This window comes from Saccharopolyspora dendranthemae, assembly GCF_007829955.1.
GTDB classification, from domain to species: Bacteria; Actinomycetota; Actinomycetes; order Mycobacteriales; family Pseudonocardiaceae; genus Saccharopolyspora; species Saccharopolyspora dendranthemae.
Window position 1 is genome coordinate 1,904,721 of the sequence record NZ_VIWX01000001.1, and the last position, 17,868, is coordinate 1,922,588.

Annotated in this window: 15 protein-coding genes; 2 read left to right on the forward strand and 13 right to left on the reverse strand. The window is 68.5% G+C overall.

The window, feature by feature from the left end:
- Positions 1 to 98: 98 nt before the first annotated feature.
- From atpB to FHU35_RS08665, 4 genes are all read right to left on the reverse strand, one after another.
- Positions 99 to 878, reverse strand: a complete 780-nt coding sequence (atpB, locus tag FHU35_RS08650) for a F0F1 ATP synthase subunit A (protein WP_145737796.1) — start codon at positions 876 to 878, stop codon at positions 99 to 101.
- A 273-nt stretch (positions 879 to 1,151) separates the two neighbouring features.
- A complete protein-coding gene (locus tag FHU35_RS08655) occupies positions 1,152 to 1,619 on the reverse strand; it encodes a Cg1360 family ATP-synthase-associated protein (protein WP_145737797.1) in 468 nt (155 codons plus the stop codon).
- A complete protein-coding gene (locus tag FHU35_RS08660) occupies positions 1,619 to 2,785 on the reverse strand; it encodes a glycosyltransferase family 4 protein (protein WP_145737798.1) in 1,167 nt (388 codons plus the stop codon). Before FHU35_RS08660 ends, FHU35_RS08655 begins: the two co-directional genes overlap by 1 nt.
- A gap of 218 nt (positions 2,786 to 3,003) precedes the next feature.
- Positions 3,004 to 3,654 carry an L-threonylcarbamoyladenylate synthase gene (locus FHU35_RS08665; protein ID WP_145737799.1) on the reverse strand — a complete coding sequence of 217 codons (651 nt, stop codon included), beginning with the start codon at positions 3,652 to 3,654 and terminating at the stop codon, positions 3,004 to 3,006.
- A gap of 204 nt (positions 3,655 to 3,858) precedes the next feature.
- On the opposite strand from FHU35_RS08665, the gene FHU35_RS29545 reads away from it, so the two are divergent.
- Positions 3,859 to 5,379 (forward strand): alpha/beta fold hydrolase, encoded by a 1,521-nt coding sequence (locus FHU35_RS29545; RefSeq protein ID WP_222429299.1) that lies wholly within the window; start codon positions 3,859 to 3,861, stop codon positions 5,377 to 5,379.
- Positions 5,380 to 5,479: 100 nt separating this feature from the next.
- Here the strand turns inward: FHU35_RS29545 and prmC are convergent, their stop codons facing one another.
- The 3 genes from prmC to rpmE form a co-directional block, all read right to left on the reverse strand.
- Positions 5,480 to 6,352, reverse strand: a complete 873-nt coding sequence (prmC, locus tag FHU35_RS08675; RefSeq protein WP_145737800.1) for a peptide chain release factor N(5)-glutamine methyltransferase — start codon at positions 6,350 to 6,352, stop codon at positions 5,480 to 5,482.
- 10 nt (positions 6,353 to 6,362) lie between these two features.
- On the reverse strand, positions 6,363 to 7,430 hold the full coding sequence (gene prfA / locus FHU35_RS08680; protein WP_145737801.1) for a peptide chain release factor 1: 1,068 nt from the start codon (positions 7,428 to 7,430) through the stop codon (positions 6,363 to 6,365).
- Between the two features lie 124 nt (positions 7,431 to 7,554).
- On the reverse strand, positions 7,555 to 7,767 hold the full coding sequence (gene rpmE, locus FHU35_RS08685) for a 50S ribosomal protein L31 (RefSeq protein WP_145737802.1): 213 nt from the start codon (positions 7,765 to 7,767) through the stop codon (positions 7,555 to 7,557).
- A gap of 244 nt (positions 7,768 to 8,011) precedes the next feature.
- On the opposite strand from rpmE, the gene FHU35_RS08690 reads away from it, so the two are divergent.
- Complete coding sequence (locus FHU35_RS08690) at positions 8,012 to 8,422, forward strand: hypothetical protein (protein WP_145737803.1); 411 nt, start codon at positions 8,012 to 8,014, stop codon at positions 8,420 to 8,422.
- Between the two features lie 139 nt (positions 8,423 to 8,561).
- Here the strand turns inward: FHU35_RS08690 and rho are convergent, their stop codons facing one another.
- From rho to argS, 6 genes are all read right to left on the reverse strand, one after another.
- Complete coding sequence (rho, locus tag FHU35_RS08695; RefSeq protein WP_145737804.1) at positions 8,562 to 10,436, reverse strand: transcription termination factor Rho; 1,875 nt, start codon at positions 10,434 to 10,436, stop codon at positions 8,562 to 8,564.
- A gap of 872 nt (positions 10,437 to 11,308) precedes the next feature.
- Positions 11,309 to 12,226 carry a homoserine kinase gene (gene thrB / locus FHU35_RS08700; protein ID WP_145737805.1) on the reverse strand — a complete coding sequence of 306 codons (918 nt, stop codon included), beginning with the start codon at positions 12,224 to 12,226 and terminating at the stop codon, positions 11,309 to 11,311.
- On the reverse strand, positions 12,223 to 13,311 hold the full coding sequence (gene thrC / locus FHU35_RS08705) for a threonine synthase (protein WP_186459309.1): 1,089 nt from the start codon (positions 13,309 to 13,311) through the stop codon (positions 12,223 to 12,225). Before thrC ends, thrB begins: the two co-directional genes overlap by 4 nt.
- A complete protein-coding gene (locus tag FHU35_RS08710) occupies positions 13,308 to 14,612 on the reverse strand; it encodes a homoserine dehydrogenase (protein WP_145737806.1) in 1,305 nt (434 codons plus the stop codon). Before FHU35_RS08710 ends, thrC begins: the two co-directional genes overlap by 4 nt.
- Positions 14,613 to 16,031, reverse strand: coding sequence for a diaminopimelate decarboxylase (lysA, locus tag FHU35_RS08715; RefSeq protein ID WP_145737807.1), 1,419 nt, complete (start codon positions 16,029 to 16,031; stop codon positions 14,613 to 14,615). It abuts the gene before it with no gap.
- A gap of 94 nt (positions 16,032 to 16,125) precedes the next feature.
- On the reverse strand, positions 16,126 to 17,787 hold the full coding sequence (gene argS, locus FHU35_RS08720) for an arginine--tRNA ligase (RefSeq protein ID WP_145737808.1): 1,662 nt from the start codon (positions 17,785 to 17,787) through the stop codon (positions 16,126 to 16,128).
- Positions 17,788 to 17,868 lie beyond the last annotated feature (81 nt).

Consider the following 17,868-nt stretch of genomic DNA (forward strand, 5'->3'; position numbering starts at 1 on the left):
ACCTTTCACTCGGTCCGCTTTACAAGGGCGGATCGACAGGTCCTTTTTCGGATCGGAAAGTCTTTGTCGTCGCCCGGTTCTTAATTTGTGTCAGGCCCTCAGTGGCCTTCGGCCAGCGCAGCACCGATGAAGTTCGCGGTGAGCAGGGCGAAGATGTAGGCCTGAAGCACCTGGATCAGGGCTTCGACAAAGGTCAGGGCGATAGCGAAGGCGAAAGCCACCACGGAGATGGGCTTGAACGCCACGCTCGCCTCGAGGAGCAGGTACTCACCGCCGAGCGTGAACACCAGCAGGATGAGGTGTCCGGCGAACATCGCGGCGAACACTCGGACCGCGAGAGCGGCCGGCTGCGCGACGAACTTCTGCAGGAACTCGATCGGCGCCAGCAGAACGTAGATCAGCTTCGGAACCCCGGGCGGGAACATGATGTGCTTGAAGTAACCCAGGAACCCGTGGCGGGCGAAGCCGACTCCGTGGAACACCAGGTAGACCACGGCTGCCAGCGCGATCGGGAAACCGATCTTGGACATCGTGGGGAACTGGATGATCGGGATGATCCCGAAGAGGTTGTTCACCAGCACGAACGTGAACAGCGCGAAGATCAGCGGTACGAAAGGACGGAAGTCCTTGGCGCCGATCTGCTCCCGGGCGATCTTGTTCCGGCTGAACTCGTAGGCGAACTCGGCCACGAACTGACCCTTGCCCGGAACCAGCTTCAGGTTTCGGGTCGCGATCAGGAAGTAGGCGCCCACGATGATCGCCGAAGCCACGACGAGAACCATCGGCTTGGTGACTCCGCCGGCGATCGGCGGGAGGAAAAAGCTATCGGCGCCCGGCGGCTGGAATGTTCCGCCTTCGGCCAGCATCAGCGCGCCCAACTGGGCTCCTTCCGGTTCTCCCGGCCGAACTTCACTCTTCCGGGGGAATCGTCACGTTTTGCACTTAACGTACCTGATACGCGATCCGGTACGCGGAGGGGCCCTCCCCACCGAGTGGTGCCTGAAGGCCGACCTTGTGGTGCCCTTCAACCCGCTGCGCAGGGAAGGCATTCGGGCAAACCCTACCAGCGGGTAAGTAGCCAACCGACATGCTGGGTGGCTACCCCTGCGAATGCACCCATCCGCAGGCCCGGATTACGCCGTGAGAACGGTTCAGTTGCTCGGAATGATGGTCGGAATCTTGGCGCGTTTGAACGCCGCGACCTCCGCGCCGGCCCAGACCATGACCGTGGCCAGCATCGTGAAGGCCATCGACTCCCGGTGAATGGCGTCGATGCCTCCCAGCAACGTCATCACCACCAGCAGCACGAGCATCTTGCCCACATATCCACCAAGTGCGATAACCATCACAAATTGCGGGTTCATGCCGCCGGAGAACCGCATCAACCAGATCGTCAGCAATGAGGACCCGAATGCAACGACCCCACCGATCAACGCCCCGACGAGACCGGTGACGCCGATCAGAACCGTGGCCACGATCGCCCCGATCACCACGGTGGCCAGACCCGGCCACACCGCTGTGCGCAGCATCTCGGTGGCCAACCTGCGCACGACCTCTGCGTGCGGGTTCACCGGCTCGGCCTGCTCAGCGGTGCTGGCGGACTCGGACGCTTCGCTCATCAGGACTCTCGATCGGCTCGGGTTCGCATGCGCGGAATCAACGAAATGATAGCCGCCAGCAGCACGGTCAAGGCCACGACCCAGCCGACCACCCACGTGTTGAACAGCGTCAACGACACCGCGCCGAAGGCGATCACCGCCGCCCACAAGTACATCAGCAGCACCGCCCGACGCTGCGAATGACCGATTTCGAGCAATCGGTGGTGCAGGTGCATCTTGTCGGCGTGGAACGGGCTCTTGCCCGCCTTCGTCCGCCGCACCACCGCCATGATCAAGTCCAGCAGCGGCACGAACAGCACGGCCGCCACGACCAGCAGCGGCGACAGCAAGGCGATCGTGTCGCCGGGGCCCGAACCCGTGTAGATGATCCTTCCCGAGGCCGAGGTGCTCGCCGTCGCCAGCATCAGGCCGATCAGCATCGACCCGGAATCGCCCATGAAGATCTTCGCGGGCTGGAAGTTGTGCGGCAGGAAGCCCAGGCACGCGCCGGCGATCGCCGCCGCGATCATCGCCGGCGGGTAGGCGTTGACGTCGCCGTTCTGGCGGTCGAGCACGCTCAGGCAGAAGACGAAGGTCGCGGCCGCCGAGATCAGCCCGATCCCCGAGGCCAGCCCGTCCAAGCCGTCGACGAAGTTCATCGCGTTGATCATGGCCACGACCAGCAGCACCGTCAGCAGCTGCCCCTGGTTGCTGCCCAGCACCAGCAGCTGCCCCACGTGCCCGTCGGTGCCGCCCCACGGCACCCAGAACACGAACCACTGCACACCGGAGAGCACCAGGATCCCCGCGGCGGTCACCTGACCGGCCAGCTTCGTCAGCGAATCCAGCTCGAAGCGGTCGTCGAGAGCCCCGACCAGCACGATCAGCCCGCCGGCGATGAGCACCGCCAGCGAATCCTTGGAATAGGCGAAGCCCCGCGACAACGCGGGCAGGTTCGTGGCCAGGAACGTCGCGGCCAGCACGCCGCCGTACATCGCGACGCCACCCATCCGCGGCATCGGCTTGACGTGCACGTCGCGAACCCGCGGGTAGGCGACGGCGCCCACCCGGATGGCCAGCAACCGGACCAGCCCGGTCAGCAGGAAGGTCGTGACCGCTGCCGTGAGCAGGACCAGCAGGTACTCACGGGCAGGAAGTCCGACCGGGGCGAAGGGTGCGTAGTCCATACCGGTGGCTCACCCGCGCAGCGGCGCGAGGTCGAAGTTCGGCCCCCAGGACGGAGTAATCAAACCCGGCGCTCCTCGTCGGTTGAGAATCACGGCCCTTCACCGGCGTCGCCGCGGCGCGCAGCGCCTTGAGCGGCGAGACCGCCGCCCGCCCCGACAGGGACGGCTGGCCCGCACAGTTTCCGCTCTAACGCTATCGATCCCGGCGGCGGGACCTCTCACCGGTCCGGTTCGATCTCCACACCCAGCACGTCCGACAGCTCCGCCCTGCTCACAGCGCCCTCGCGGAGCACGCGCGGAGTGCCCTGGGTGAGATCGACGATCGTCGAGGCCACCGGCTCCCCCGAGGGACCGCCGTCGAGGTACACCTGCACGCGGTCGCCAAGCTGCGCCTCGGCCTCACCGGCGCTGGCCGCGGGCGGCTGGCCGGTGTGGTTGGCGCTGGAGACGGCCATCGGGCCGACCTCCCGCAGGAGGTCCAGCGCGACCGGGTGCAGGGGCATCCGCAGGTTCACGGTTCCCCGGGTCTCGCCGAGGTTCCAGTTCAGCGACGGCGCCTGCGGCAACACCAGGGACAGCCCGCCCGGCCAGAAGGCCTCGATGAGGGCTCGCGCCTGCTCCGGGACCGACATGACCAGCCCATCCACAGTGGACCACGAGCCGACCAGGACCGGAACGGGCATGTCCGGGCCGCGTCCCTTCGCCGTCAGGAGGGAACGCACCGCCTCCGCGTCGAAGGCGTCGGCGCCGATGCCGTAGACCGTGTCGGTCGGCATCACCACGAGCCCGCCGGCGCGAACCGTGTTCGCCGCGGCGGCGAGGCCCGCCTTGCGCTTGTCCGGACTGCTGCAGTCAAAAACGGTGCTCACTCCACGCATCCTGACACGCCACGCCGAGACCCTTTCGAGTGGTGCAGCAGATCACTGTCTAGGAGCATCCTGGCGAGTAACACCGGGGCATCGGCCTGAGATCAATTCGGGTGTGGCCGCGGACACGAGCACGAAACGAACCGGGCCTCCCACGCGTCTGCCGGACACGGGCACCGATGGATCAGAGAAAAGAGGAGAGCGCAGATGACCGCCCCACCGCAGGGTGTCGAGGTCGACGAGATCGAATTCCCCGCCGGCAAGGTCCGCTACTACAAGGCGGGCACAGACGGGCCGCCGATCGTCCTGCTGCACGGCGGCGGGCCTGACAACGCCCTGCTGAGCTGGCGCAACACCATCGGTGTCCTGGCCGCCGACCACCGCGTGTACGCCCCCGACCTGCCCGGCCAGGGAGGCAGCACCCAGTGGCGCGGGCGGGGCAACCAGCGCACCTTCGAAGAGGTCCTGCGCTGGCTGCTCGACGCCTGGCGGATCCCGCAGGCGACCCTGGTCGGCCTGTCCATGGGCGGCAGCATCGCGACCGGCTTCACGCTGCGCCACCCGCAGCGGGTGCGCGCGCTCGCGCTGGCCGACAGCACCGGGATGCAGCACCGCATGCCGCACCACCTGCTCACCTACCTGCTGATGCGCACGGACCTCAGTGGCCGGACGGCGGCGAAACTGCTTCGCAGCAACCGCGCTCTGGTGCGCTTCGCGCTGAACAAGGTGTTCTTCGCCGACGCTTCCTCGGTTCGGGACCTCGAATCCGTGGTCGACGAAGTCCGCGCCGAAGCAGGCGTCCGGCGATCGGTCTTCGCCGATTGGCACGCCGACGCCATCAACCACCGGTCGATGAGCATCAACCACCTGCCCCAGCTCGAGCGGATCAGCTGCCCCGTCACCGTGATCCACGGCGAGAAGGACGCCCTCGTCCCGGTCTCCTCCGCCCAGGCGGTGGCCAACGCCATCCCCGGCGCGCAGCTGCGGATCATGCCGCAGGCAGGGCACTGGCCGAACCGCGAGCGCCCCACCGAGTTCAACGCCCTGCTCCGGGAGTTCGTCAACGCCGTCAACGCGCCTGCGCCCGCGAAGGGAACCAACGGCACGCCCAAGCGCGACGAGACGGCCGAGGCACCCACGCACCGGCTGAACACCCGCGCTGCGGCCGAGCCCCCGAAGCCGATCGCGGCCGCCGAGGAGACCGAGGGCGAGAAGCGGCCCGCCGCCGACAGCGGAAGCGTCGACGCCCCGACCAAGATGCTGAAGGTCGGCGCCGGCAGCGCCGCAGCCGAGACCGGCGAGGAGAGCGCAGAATCCCCGGAACCGTCGGAGCCGGAGGAGACCACCGACTCCGCGACGACGGCCGAACCGGAGGAGAGCTCCGAGCCGGCAGAGGCCTCCGAGTCGACGGAGGGCGAGGAATCGCCGAAGGCGGAGGCATCCGCGGAGCACGCGGATGCCGCTGCGGTGACGGGCTCAAATGACGCCGACACCGCCGACGAAAGCCCCGATCCGAAGCCCGCTGACGCGAAGAAGACCTCCACGGACGAACCGACCCGCTTCCTCAAGGTCGACTCGAAGACCGAGAACACCACCGGCACCGAGGAAGACGACAAGCCCGGAACCGAATCCGAGGAAACGCCCGACACGACCTCGGAAAGCCCCTCCGACTCCGAGAAGCCGGCGAAGGAGTCCCCCGAGAACTCCAGCGACAAGCCCGCGACCTGAGCAAGGGAACCTTTCGCGCACCAGCAGTCCCTGCCCATCGCCGGACATCACTCACCGGCGGTGGGCAGGGCTTCTCATCGCGAGGATGGGAACCAACCTGTCACTCCGGGTGGGTGCGCCGCGCGGTGGCGAAGCGCGGGCGCCCGGCGAGGTCCGGGTGCTCCTGGACCTCGGTCAGCACCCGGCGGGCCCGCAGGAGTGCGGGAACCGATCCGCCGTGGGTGTCGTCGTGCTCGATCGCGACGCCGCCGCCGGGCTTGAGGAGGCGGGCCGCGCAGGCCACCACGTGGCGCACGACGTCGAGCCCGTCGCGGCCGCCGAAGACGGCTTCGTGGGGGTCGTGGTTGCGGACCTCGGGCGGGACCGGCGTGCCGTCGGGCACGTAGGGCGGATTGCAGACGACAAGGTCGACCAGGCCTTCGAGCTCCATGAACAGCATCGGGTCGGTCACGTCACCGGAGTAGAGATCGATCGGGGTGTCCCCGGCCTCCGACCGCGATCCGGCGTTGCGCCGAGCCCAGGACAGAGCGATGGGGTCCTTCTCGACGGCGTGCACGCAGGCGTCCGGGCGGACGTGGGCGAGCGCCAGGGCGAGCGCGCCCGAACCCGAGCACAGGTCGACGATCGTGGGTCGCTCGACACCGTCCACGATGCCCACACCCCACTCGACCAGCAGCTCGGTCTCAGGACGGGGCACGAACACGCCGGGCCCCACCTCGAGGTCCACGCCGCTCAGGAAGGCGCGGCCGGTCAGGTGCTGCAGCGGCACCCGTGCGGCGCGCTGGCCCACGAGGTCCTGCAGCGCCTGCACGACCGGCGGGTCGACCAGGGGAACCATCATGAGCTTGGTGCGCTCGACGCCGAGCAGATGCGCGGCGAGCAGCTCGGCGTCGGCGCGCGGACTTCCCACGCCCGCCGCCGCAAGAGTGCGCTCGGCCTCCAGGATGGCCAAGCGCAGTGGCTGTCGGGTCACGTCGCTCAGCTTAGAGCGCGAGGCGCTCGTTGCGATCGGCAGCGAGCAGCGCGTCGAGCACCCCGTCCAGATCACCGTCGAGAACGTGATCGAGGTTGTACGCCTTGTAGTTGACGCGGTGGTCCGAGATCCGGTTCTCGGGGAAGTTGTAGGTGCGGATGCGCTCCGAGCGGTCCACCGTGCGGACCTGGCTGCGCCGGGTCTCCGACGCCTCGCGCTCGGCCTCCTCCTCCGCGGCGGCCTGCAGCCGCGCCCTGAGCACCTGAATGGCCCGGAGCTTGTTCTGGAGCTGCGACTTCTCGTTCTGGCAGGACACGACGATGCCGGTCGGCAGGTGGGTGATGCGCACCGCTGAGTCGGTGGTGTTCACGCTCTGCCCGCCGGGCCCGGAGGACCGGTAGACATCGATGCGCAGGTCTTTCTCGTCCACCTCGACCTCGACCTCTTCCGGCTCGGGGTAGACGAGCACACCGGCCGCGGAGGTGTGCACACGGCCCTGGGACTCGGTGATCGGCACCCGCTGCACGCGATGCACGCCACCTTCGAACTTCATCTTCGACCACACGCCGTCCGGGCTGTTGTCGCCGGCCTTGGCCTTGAGGGCGACCATGGCGTCCTTGAAGCCACCGAGATCGGAGTCCGTGGAATCCAGCACCTCGGCTCGCCACCCCTGGCGCTCGGCGAAGCGCAGGTACATGCGCAGCAGGTCACCCGCGAACAGCGCGGATTCCTCGCCGCCTTCGCCGGACTTGACCTCCAGCACCACGTCGGAGCCGTCGTGCGGGTCGCGCGGCAGCAGCAGCTCGGTGAGCTTCTCCTCGAGCTCCGGGAGGCGCTCGGCGAGCCGTTCCGCCTCCTCCGCGAAGCTCTCGTCCTCCGCGCCGAGCTCGCGAGCGGTCTCCAGGTCGGAGCGGGTCTCGTCCAGCTCTCGCGAGGTGCGCACGATCGGCGTGAGCTCGGCGTAGCGGCGGCCGAGCTTGCGGGCGTTCGCCTGATCGACGTGCACGCTCGGGTCGGCCAGCCGCTTCTCCAGATCGTCGTACTCGGCCAGCAGGCCTTCGAGCTTCGATGTCTCCACGGGGCGACCCTTTTCCTCACACGGCTTGCACTCCGACGATGCCTTCTCTGGTCGAGACGGCCCTCACGCAAAGACGGCGCCCGCCCTCACGCGTCAACGCGGAGAGCGGGCGCCGTCGGCGCAGCTACTTCTTGCGCTTGCCGTAACGGGCCTCGAAGCGGGCCACTCGGCCACCGGTGTCCAGGATCTTCTGCTTGCCCGTGTAGAACGGGTGGCAGTTCGAGCAGACCTCAACGGTGATCTGGCCGCTCTTGCGGGTGCTGTGGGTCGTGAAGCTGTTGCCGCAACCGCAGTTGACCTGCGTCTCCACGTACTCGGGGTGAATACCACTCTTCAACGGCTTTTCCTCTCAACTTGGCCGCCGGGTCCACGCGCCCATCGCGACGTGGTGAACCGGGACCGGAACCAGCCTTCAATTGTGCCAGACCACGGCACGCGACCTGCAACGCAGGTGTTCCGGGCAGTATTCCCGGAGCCGCTCGTCGCACCAGCGCGACCGCCCGGCGCAGGAGAGCAACCGCCTGGCGAGGCCACCGCCGCACCAGATGCGCGACCCCGTGAACGCCGTTCATCATTTGCCCGTGCTGTTCTGCGCTGTACTGGGAAAACTCACGGTCAAGTCGTGGGTCTCCCTGCCCTTGCTCTTCTTGGGCAGCGCCACCGGAGTCGCAGCGCTGATCGACCTCCTGCTGTCGCAGCGCGCCCTGACGCTGCAGAGCGAGCTGTCGCTGTCGGCACCACTGCTGTTCGGTTTCGCGGCCGGACTCGCGATGTTCAGCGCCAACCAGGTGCAATGGCGCTTCCGCTGGCAGCGGCGAAGCCTGCGCTTCACCTACCCGCTGGCGATGGTCGTCTGCGCCATCGCCGTCGACGCCCTCACGCTGCCGACGAGCGCCGCCCTGATCATCGGTCCCGTCGCAGCCGTCCTCCTCGCCGCGCTGCTGATGCGCAACAACACGAACCGAGACGAAGCCGACTGCCTCACCTCGTGATCGGCTCCGGGATCGCGAGCAAGGGAACCTTCCTGTCACCCACCGGCTGAGCGGCGCAAGGGAACCTTCCTGTCACCCGCACCGAAAAAGCAGGGCCCGCACCCCTCGGGTGCGGGCCCTGCTTCGCCGGGAACAACGATCAGTCGTCGTCCTTGCCCGGGGTGTTCTTGGCGACCTGCATCAGGAACTCGATGTTGGTGCGCGACTTGCGCAGCCGGTCCTGCAGGAGTTCCAGCGCCTGCTGCGCGTCGAGTGCGGCGAGCACCCGGCGGAGCTTGTGGGTCACGGCCAGCTCGTCGGGCGAGAGCAGGATCTCGTCCTTGCGGGTGCTGGAGGAGTCCACGTCGACCGCGGGGAACAGCCGCTTGTCGGCGAGCTTGCGATCCAGCTTGAGCTCCGCGTTACCGGTGCCCTTGAACTCCTCGAAGATGACCGTGTCCATGGTCGAACCGGTCTCCACCAACGCCGTGGCGAAGATGGTCAGCGAGCCGCCGTTCTCGATGTTCCGCGCCGCGCCCAGGAACCGCTTCGGCGGGTACAGGGCCGTGGAGTCGACACCACCGGACAGGATTCGCCCGGATGCCGGGGCCGCCAGGTTGTAGGCGCGGCCCAGGCGCGTGATCGAGTCCAGCAGCACGACGACGTCGTGGCCCATCTCCACCAGGCGCTTGGCACGCTCGATGGACAGCTCGGCGACCGTGGTGTGGTCCGACGGCGGGCGGTCGAAGGTGGAGGCGATGACCTCACCCTTGACCGAGCGCTGCATGTCGGTGACCTCTTCCGGACGCTCGTCCGCTAGGACGACCATCAGGTGGCACTCGGGGTTGTTCGTGGTGATCGCGTTGGCGATCGCCTGCAGCACCATCGTCTTACCGGCCTTGGGCGGCGAAACGATCAGCGCGCGCTGCCCCTTGCCGACGGGCATCACCAGGTCGATGATCCGGCCGGTCAGGTTCTGCGGCTCGGTCTCCAGGCGCAGGCGCTCGTTCGGGTACAGCGGCGTCAGCTTGTGGAACTCCGAGCGGTTCTTGGAATCATCCGGCTCCAGGCCGTTGATGGAGTCCACCCGCACCATCGGGTTGAACTTCTGCCGCTGCTGATCGCCCTCACGAGGCTGCTTGATGACGCCCTTGATCGCGTCGCCCCGGCGCAGCCCGTACTTGCGCACCAGGGACAGCGAGACGTAGACGTCGTTCGGTCCGGCCAGGTAACCGGAGGTGCGCACGAAGGCGTAGTTCTCCAGCACGTCCAGGATGCCGGCGACGGGCAGCAGCACGTCGTCCTCGCGGACCTCCGGCTCGCCGCCTTCACCACGACCGCGGTTGCGGCGACGGTCGCGGAAGCGACGTCCCCGACCCCGGCGACCGCCCTCGTCGTCATCGTCCTGGCGGTTGTCCCGGTCCTGCCGGTCCTGCCGGTTGTTGTCCCGGTCCTGCCGGTTGTCCCGGTCCTGACGGTTGTTGTCGGACTTGCGCTCGGCGTTGCCGCCACCGCGCTGGTCATCAGAACCGCCCGACTCGGTTCCCGCGTTGTTGCGCCCGTTGGAACGGCGCCGGCGGTTGTTGTTGCCGCCGCGGCGGTTGTCATCGTCGCCGCCGCTCTCGCCGGACTGCCGCCGAGTGCGGGTACGCGTGGGGGCGGAGCCGTTGTTGTTCGACTCGGCCGCGTTGTCGCGCGAGGCGTTGTCGCCCTCGTTGCTGGTGCCCTCGAGAGTCGGCTGCTTGGCCTTGGCGGGGGATTCTTCGCTGCGCACCTGCGCCTTCTTCGCGGTCGAGCGGGTGCGCGGCGCCGTGGTGCCGCCTCCCTGCTTCTCCTTGATCGCGGCGATCAGGTCGCCCTTGCGGAGGCCCCCGGTCTCGATCCCCAGCTCCCCCGCGAGTTGGCGCAGTTCGGCAAGAACCATGCCGGAAAGTCCGCCGCGTCGCCGCGGCGCGCCGTTGGCGTCGGCGTCCTGCTGGCCAGCAGATGAGGTGCCTTCGGCGGCCTCGCTGCTCAACAGTTCGGTGTTGCTCACGAATGTCCTTCCTGACCGGACCGCGCCTCCTACGCGACCCAGCGGATTGCCCGCCCGCTCGTTTGAGTGCGGACGGCCGGTATGTGCTACCAGCCCTTTCGCCGGTCGGATTCGCCCCTTGGACGCAGCATTACCGACTTCGACGTTGGCTCGGGGAACCAGCAGCACCGGGCAGTGGGAGGCACCCGGCTCGCGTGGTCCATGTGCGACGCATCCACTCCGATCCACACGTGCCGATGCACGTCCTGCCGCCTCATTCCAGGAATCCCCGACTCTCGGATTGCCCCGATGGTGAACCGGGAAACTTCAGGATCCGGGTCGGCGTCATGGTCACCTTGGGAGGCCACACCGTGGAACTTAAGGCCCCCGACCCGACATCGGCAACGGATTGGCGTCGATGATCCCGAAGCGAACTCACTTTGAGTTGACAACTCCTGCCTCGGTCACCGCATTCGCCAGACCCACCTAAGTTGATCTTCGCCCGTGTCGGGCGGAGCCAATTCACAGCGGGAGATGCGCCCCGGAAAACGATGTTCCGGACACGGCACCGGCCCTAGGCGCGGTGACTGATTGACCTTGAGGGTAGACGCCCAGTAGTTCGGGTGCAACAACCCCCTGGGCGTGTGGCGCCCTGCAGATCGTGCCGTCGACTTTCCGCGAAACGAGAACTCCGGAAAGCGGTCGCGATCTCCTCGTCCGGAGATCGGGTCCACCACACTTCCACCAGCGACTCGCACTGCCGGACCGTCGGCGACACTTCCTTTCTACCACTCCACGCCGGTCCGCCGCGCTCGGGGCCGGTGAACAGCGCTTTCTCCGCACCCCGCGTTCCGGGAAGCGGGCCGAACGCGAGCCGGCGCCCGGGGCGAGGATCAAGCCTCGACTCGCGTCCGAACCCCTTCGCGGTCGACCGGGAGATCCAGGACGGCGAACCCGCTCGGAACGAGATCGCGAACGTCCACGTTCTTGACCGGCAGAGCCAGCACGGTCGGCCCCGCTCCCGACACCGCGGCAGCGATCCCCTCGGAGCGAAGTCCGCGGACCAGCGCGACGGTCTCCGGCCAAGCCGGTTCCCGGTAGTCCTGGTGCAGCCGGTCGTCGGTGGCGGCCAGCAGCAGCGACGGGTCCCTGGTGAGCGCGTGCACGGCCAGTGCTGAACGGCCTGCGGCGAACGCGGCATCGGCGTGCGGAACCTGTTCCGGCAACAACCCGCGCGTCAGGTGCGTCGCCGATTCCGCTTGTGGCACAAAGGCGACCGGCGCGACGTCCGGGTGCACGGGAACGCTGACCGCGCGGAAGCGGCCGGACTCCCGCCAGGCGAGGACGAAATCACCGAGCAAGCTCGCCGCCACGTTGTCCGCGTGGCCTTCGCGAACCGCAGCCAGGTGCAGCGCCCGCTCGGCGTTCTCCGTTGCGCGCAGGTCGATTCCCGCCAGGCCGTGGGCGAGCGCGACCCCGGCGACGATCGCCGCGGCCGAAGACCCGAGCCCGCGTGAATGCGGAATGTTGTTCTCGCAGCGCAGGTCCAGCGCAGGCGGTTCCGGAAAACCGAGCTCCGACAAGGTGTCGTGCACGACGCGGACAACGAGGTGCCGCTCATCCGCCGGGAGCGAACCCGCGCCCTGCCCGGTGACCGACACGGTCGCCGATCCGACCGGGCCGTCGGTCACGCGCGCGTGCACCTTGTCGTGCAAGGACAAGGCCATGCCCAGCGCGTCGAAACCGGAGCCGAGGTTCGCCGTCGATGCGGGAACCTCGACCCCGACCTCGCGCACCGGGAACGAACTCAACGCAGCTCCAGCGCGTCGGCGACGGCGCTCGGGTCGACCGGCAGCGGCTCGACCTCCACCATGCCCGCGAGCGCGGTGTCGGGGTCCTTCAACCCGTGCCCAGTGACCGTGCACACCACGACGGAGTCCTTCGGCAGGCGCCCGTCGGCGGAGCTGGCCAGCAGACCGGCGACGCTGGAAGCGGAGGCGGGCTCGACGAACACGCCTTCCCGCGCGGCCAGCACCCGGTAGGCGTTGAGGATCTCCTCGTCGGTCACCGCGGAGAACAAGCCCTCGGAGGCCTCCTTGGCCTTGACCGCGCCCTCCCAGGAAGCCGGGCTACCGACCCGGATCGCGGTCGCGATGGTCTCGGGTTCGGACACCGGCTGGCCGTGCACCAGCGGAGCCGCACCGGCGGCCTGGAAGCCGAACATCCGCGGCAGCGAGTCGATGAGGCCGTCGCGGTGGTACTCGGCGTAGCCCTTCCAGTAGGCCGTGATGTTGCCGGCGTTGCCGACCGGCAGGCAGTGGATGTCGGGAGCGCGGTCCAGGACGTCGCAGATCTCGAACGCCGCGGTCTTCTGGCCTTCCAGGCGGACCGGGTTGACCGAGTTGACCAGCGTGACCGGGTGCTCCGCGGAAGTCTTGCGAGCCAGCTCCAGGCAGTCGTCGAAGTTGCCCTGCACCTGCAGGATCTTCGCTCCGTGCACCACGGCCTGCGCGAGCTTGCCGAGCGCGATCTTGCCCCTGGGCACCAGAACCGCGGAGGTCAGCCCTGCGCGAGCCGCGTAGGCGGCGGCCGATGCCGAGGTGTTGCCGGTCGAGGCGCAGATGACGGCCTTGCTCCCCTCGGCGAGCGCGTGCGTCATGGCCACCGTCATGCCGCGGTCCTTGAACGAACCGGTCGGGTTGGCGCCCTCCACCTTCAAGTAGACGGTGCACCCGGTCTGCTCGGACAGGTACGGCGCGGGCACCAGCGGGGTGTTGCCCTCCTGCAGGGTCACGATGCGCGCCCCGTCCGGAACCTCCACCCGGTCGCGGTAGGCCTCGATCAGGCCCGGCCATCCTGCTCCGGACCGCGTCGGAGCACTCTGGATGTTCGTCACGTCGGTTCACCTTCCACGCGCATCACGCTGACCACTTCGCGCACAATCGGGAGCTGCGCAATCTTGTCCACTGTGGACGACAGTGCTGCGTCGTCGGCCGTGTGCGTGACCACCACGAGACTGGCCTCCGCACCCCTGCCCTGCTGACGCACCACCGAAATGCTCACATCGTGCTCGTTGAACGTCGCCGCGACCTGCGAGAGCACGCCCGGCTTGTCCGCCACGTCGAGACTGATGTGGTAGCGGGTGGGGGTTTTGCCCATGGGCTGCACCGGCAATTCGGCGTGCGCGGATTCGCGCGGTCCCTTGCCCTTCACGACCAGGTTCCGGGCGACCGCGACGAGGTCTCCCAGCACCGCGCTCGCAGTCGGCGCACCCCCGGCACCCTGCCCGTAGAACATGAGCTGACCGGCGGCTTCCGCCTCCACGAACACCGCGTTGAACGCCCCGCCCACGCCGGCCAGCGGGTGGCTGCGGGGAATCATCGCCGGATGCACGCGCGCCGAGACGGACTCCACGCCGTTGTCGTCCACCACGCGCTCGCAGATCGCCAGCAACTTCACCGTGCGGTCGAGGGTGACCGCAGCCGCGATGTCGCCCGGCGTGACAGCCGAGATCCCCTCGCGGTGCACCTCGCTGGCCGTGACCCGGGTGTGGAACGCCAGCGACGCGAGAATGGCGGCCTTCGCCGCGGCGTCGAACCCGTCCACGTCCGCCGTCGGGTCCGCCTCCGCGTAGCCCAGTCGCCCGGCCTCGTCGAGGGTCTCCGAATAGCCGGCTCCGGTGGAGTCCATCGCCGACAGGATGTAGTTGGTCGTGCCGTTGACGATGCCCATGACCCGGTTGATCCGGTCCCCGGCCAACGACTCGCGCAGCGGCCGCAACAGCGGAATCGCGCCTGCCACGGAAGCCTCGAAGTAGATGTCGGTGCCCGCCTCGTCCGCGGCCGCGTAGAGCTCCGACCCGTGCTCGGCCAGCAGCGCCTTGTTCGCCGTCACCACCGACTTGCCCGAGCGCAACGCCGTCAGCAACAGCGACCGGGCAGGTTCGATGCCGCCGATGAGCTCGACGACGACATCCACATCACCCTCCACCAACGCCTGAGCGTCGGTGGTCAACAGGTTCTCGGGCACCTCGGGATGCTTGTGCGGGCGCCGCACGGCGACGCCGGTGACCAGCATCGGGGCACCGGTGCGCGCCGCGAATTCCTCCGGTTGGTCCTGCAGCAGCCGCAGCACCTCTGTGCCCACGGTGCCGCACCCCAACAGCGCGACCCTGATCGGTTCACGGTCCCGGATCACTCACACCTCCAGCCGGAGCAGGTCGTCCTCGGTCTCCCTGCGCAGCAACAATCGCGCCTGACCAGCGCTCACCGCAACGACCGGCGGCTTGGGCAGGCGGTTGTAGTTGCTGGCCATCACGTAGCAGTACGCCCCGGTGGCGGCCACCGCGAGCAGGTCTCCCGGAGCAATGTCCTCTGGAAGCCAGCAATCGCGCACCACTACGTCACCGGACTCACAGTGCTTGCCCACGATGCGGGACAGAACCGGCTCCGCCTCGGCCGAGCGCGACACCAATCGGCTGTCGTAGACCGCGTCGTAGAGGGAGGTGCGGATGTTGTCGCTCATGCCGCCGTCAACGCTGACGTAACGACGATCGACGTCAGCCCCGATCGCGACGTCCTTGATCGTGCCCACCTCGTAGACCGTCATCATGCTCGGGCCGACGATGGCGCGGCCCGGCTCCACGGCGATCTTGGGCGTCGGCAGACCGGCGTTGTCGGCTTCCTTGCCGACGATCTCGAACAGCCGAGTCGCCAGCTGCGAGGGAGGCATCGGGTCGTCCTCGGAGGTGTAGGCGATGCCCAGCCCACCACCGAGGTCCACGGTGTCGGCAGCGGCCAGCGCCTCCTCACCGTGCTCCTCGCGCAGCTCGGCCAGCAGCCGGACCACGCGGTGCGCGGCCAGTTCGAATCCGTCCACCTCGAAGATCTGCGAACCGATGTGGCTGTGCAGGCCGGCCAGCTTCAGCGCATCGGCCTTGAACACCCGACGCACCGCCTCGGCGGCCTGCCCCGCGGCCAGCGAGAACCCGAACTTCTGGTCCTCGTGCGCGGTGGCGATGAACTCGTGGGTGTGCGCCTCGACGCCGACGGTGACCCGCACCAGCACCCGCTGCGTGGTGCCGCGCTGGGCGGCGATGTGGTCGAGCCGGGCGATCTCGTGGAACGAGTCGAGCACGACGGAACCGACGCCGGCTTCCACGGCAGCGGTCAGCTCCGCGACGGACTTGTTGTTGCCGTGGAACGTGATGCGCTCTGCCGGGAACCCCGCGCGCAGCGCGACGGCCAGCTCGCCGCCGCTGCACACGTCGAGGCTCAGCCCCTCCTCGGCGACCCAGCGGGCCACCTCGGTGCAGAGGAACGCCTTGGAGGCGTAGTGCACCGCGGACGGGTCGCCGAAAGCCTCGGCGTAGTCGCGGCAGCGGGACCGGAAGTCGTCCTCGTCGAGCACGAACAGCGGTGTGCCGTACTGCTCGGCGAGCTCGCGGACGTCCAAGCCCGCGACGCGGACGACGCCGTCGGGACCGCGCTCGCTGTTGCGCGGCCACACGTGCGGGTGCAGCAGATCGATCTCCCCGGTCGTCGCCGGGGACGGTCCTGCGGTGTTGCCGGGCGGCACGACGTCGGCGTGCCGCGGCCCGGCGGGATGGGCGCGCATGTTGACAAAGCTCCTTCGCGCAGCCTGCCGCTGGACAGGCGGTGAGATGGGCAGCACGGTCCCTCGTCGTTGAGGGGAACCCGCCTGCCTGCGATTACATCTGTTCCGGCGCGCTCACGCCGAGCAGACCCAGACCGTTGGCCAGGACCTGGCGGGCGGCCTCGCACAGCTGAAGCCGCGCGATGGTCAGCGGATTGGACTGGTCGTCACCGGGCTGCAGAACGCGGCACGCGTCGTAGAACTTGTGGTACGCGCTGGCCACGTCCTCCAGGTAACGAGCCACCCGGTGCGGTTCGCGCAGTTGGGCGGCCGAGCTCACCACTCGCGGGAACTCGCCCAGGGTGCGGATCAGGTCGCCCTCACGTTCGTGGGTGAGCAGCGACAGATCGGCATTCTCCACGGCTCCCCGCTCGATGCCCAGGGATGTGGCGTTGCGCTGCAACGACGAGAGCCGGGCGTGCGCGTACTGCACGTAGAAGACGGGGTTCTCGTTGGTGCGCTTGCTGATCAGGTCCAGGTCGATGTCCACGGCGGAATCGACCGACGAACGGATCAACGAGTAGCGCGCGGCGTCGACACCGACGGCCTCGACCAGATCCTCGAGGGTGACCACGGTGCCTGCGCGCTTGCTCATCCGGACCGGTTTGCCCTCGCGCACCAGGTTCACCATCTGCCCGATGAGGACCTCGACCACGGCCGGGTCGTCACCGAGCGCCGCCGCGGCGGCCTTGAGCCGGGCGATGTAGCCGTGGTGGTCGGCGCCGAGCATGTAGAGGCACAGGTCGAACCCGCGGGAGCGCTTGTCCCGCAGGTAGGCGATGTCACCGGCGATGTAGGCCGGATCCCCGTCGCTCTTGATGACCACCCGGTCCTTGTCGTCGCCGTACTCGGTGGAGCGCAGCCACCAGGCGCCGTCCGCGGCGTAGAGGTGGTCGGAGGCCTTGAGCTGCTCGACGCAGGACTCGACCTGGCCGGAGCTGTGCAGCGAGTCCTCGTGGAAGTAGACGTCGAAGACCGTGCCGAAGTCGTTCAGGCTCTGCTTGATCTCCTCGAACATCGTCCCGACACCGACGCGGCGGAAGACCTCGTGCCGCTCGTCCTCGGGCAGCTCGAGCACTCCCGGCTCCGCCGCGAGCACCTGCTGGGCGATCTCGGCGATGTAGTCGCCGCCGTAACCGTCCTCGGGAGCGGGCTCACCGGTGGCCCCGGCGATCAGGGAGCGGACGAACCGATCGATCTGCGCGCCCGCGTCGTTGAAGTAGTACTCGCGGGTCACCTCGGCGCCCTGAGCGGAAAGTACCCGTCCCAGCGCATCGCCCGCGGCAGCCCAGCGGGTGCCGCCGAGGTGGATGGGGCCGGTCGGGTTGGCCGAGACGAACTCGAGGTTGACCTTCAGACCGGTGTAGAGGTCGCCGGCGCCGTAAGCGGCACCGCTGCTCAGCGCCTCGCGCACGATCTGGCCCTGGGCGTCGGCGGCGAGCCGTAGGTTCAGGAAACCAGGACCGGCGACATCGACGACGTCGATGGCGTCCTGGCTGGTCAGCGCCTCAGCGAGCCAGGTAGCGAGATCGCGCGGGGCGACTCCCGCCTTCTTGGCGACCTGCATCGCGAGGTTGGTCGCGTAATCACCGTGCTCCGGGTTTCGCGGGCGCTCGACCGTGACCGTCTCAGGCAGCACCGACGTGTCCAGCCCACGGGCGGAGAGCACGTCGACGGCGGTGTTGCGGACCAGTTCAGCGAGCGCGGCAGGAGTCACCCTGTGAAGTCTAGGGATCCTTCGACCCAGTTCAGACGCCGGGTAGCCGCCCACTCCGTGGACTCGGTCAGGCCATTCGGC

Excerpts from the sequence above, each read along its gene's own strand:
- FHU35_RS08655 (WP_145737797.1), bottom strand. The coding sequence starts at position 1,619 with ATGAGCGAAGCGTCCGAGTCCGCCAGCACCGCTGAGCAGGCCGAGCCG.
- lysA (WP_145737807.1), bottom strand. The coding sequence starts at position 16,031 with ATGCGCGCCCATCCCGCCGGGCCGCGGCACGCCGACGTCGTGCCGCCC.
- FHU35_RS29545 (WP_222429299.1), top strand. The coding sequence starts at position 3,859 with ATGACCGCCCCACCGCAGGGTGTCGAGGTCGACGAGATCGAATTCCCC.
- FHU35_RS08660 (WP_145737798.1), bottom strand. The coding sequence starts at position 2,785 with ATGGACTACGCACCCTTCGCCCCGGTCGGACTTCCTGCCCGTGAGTAC.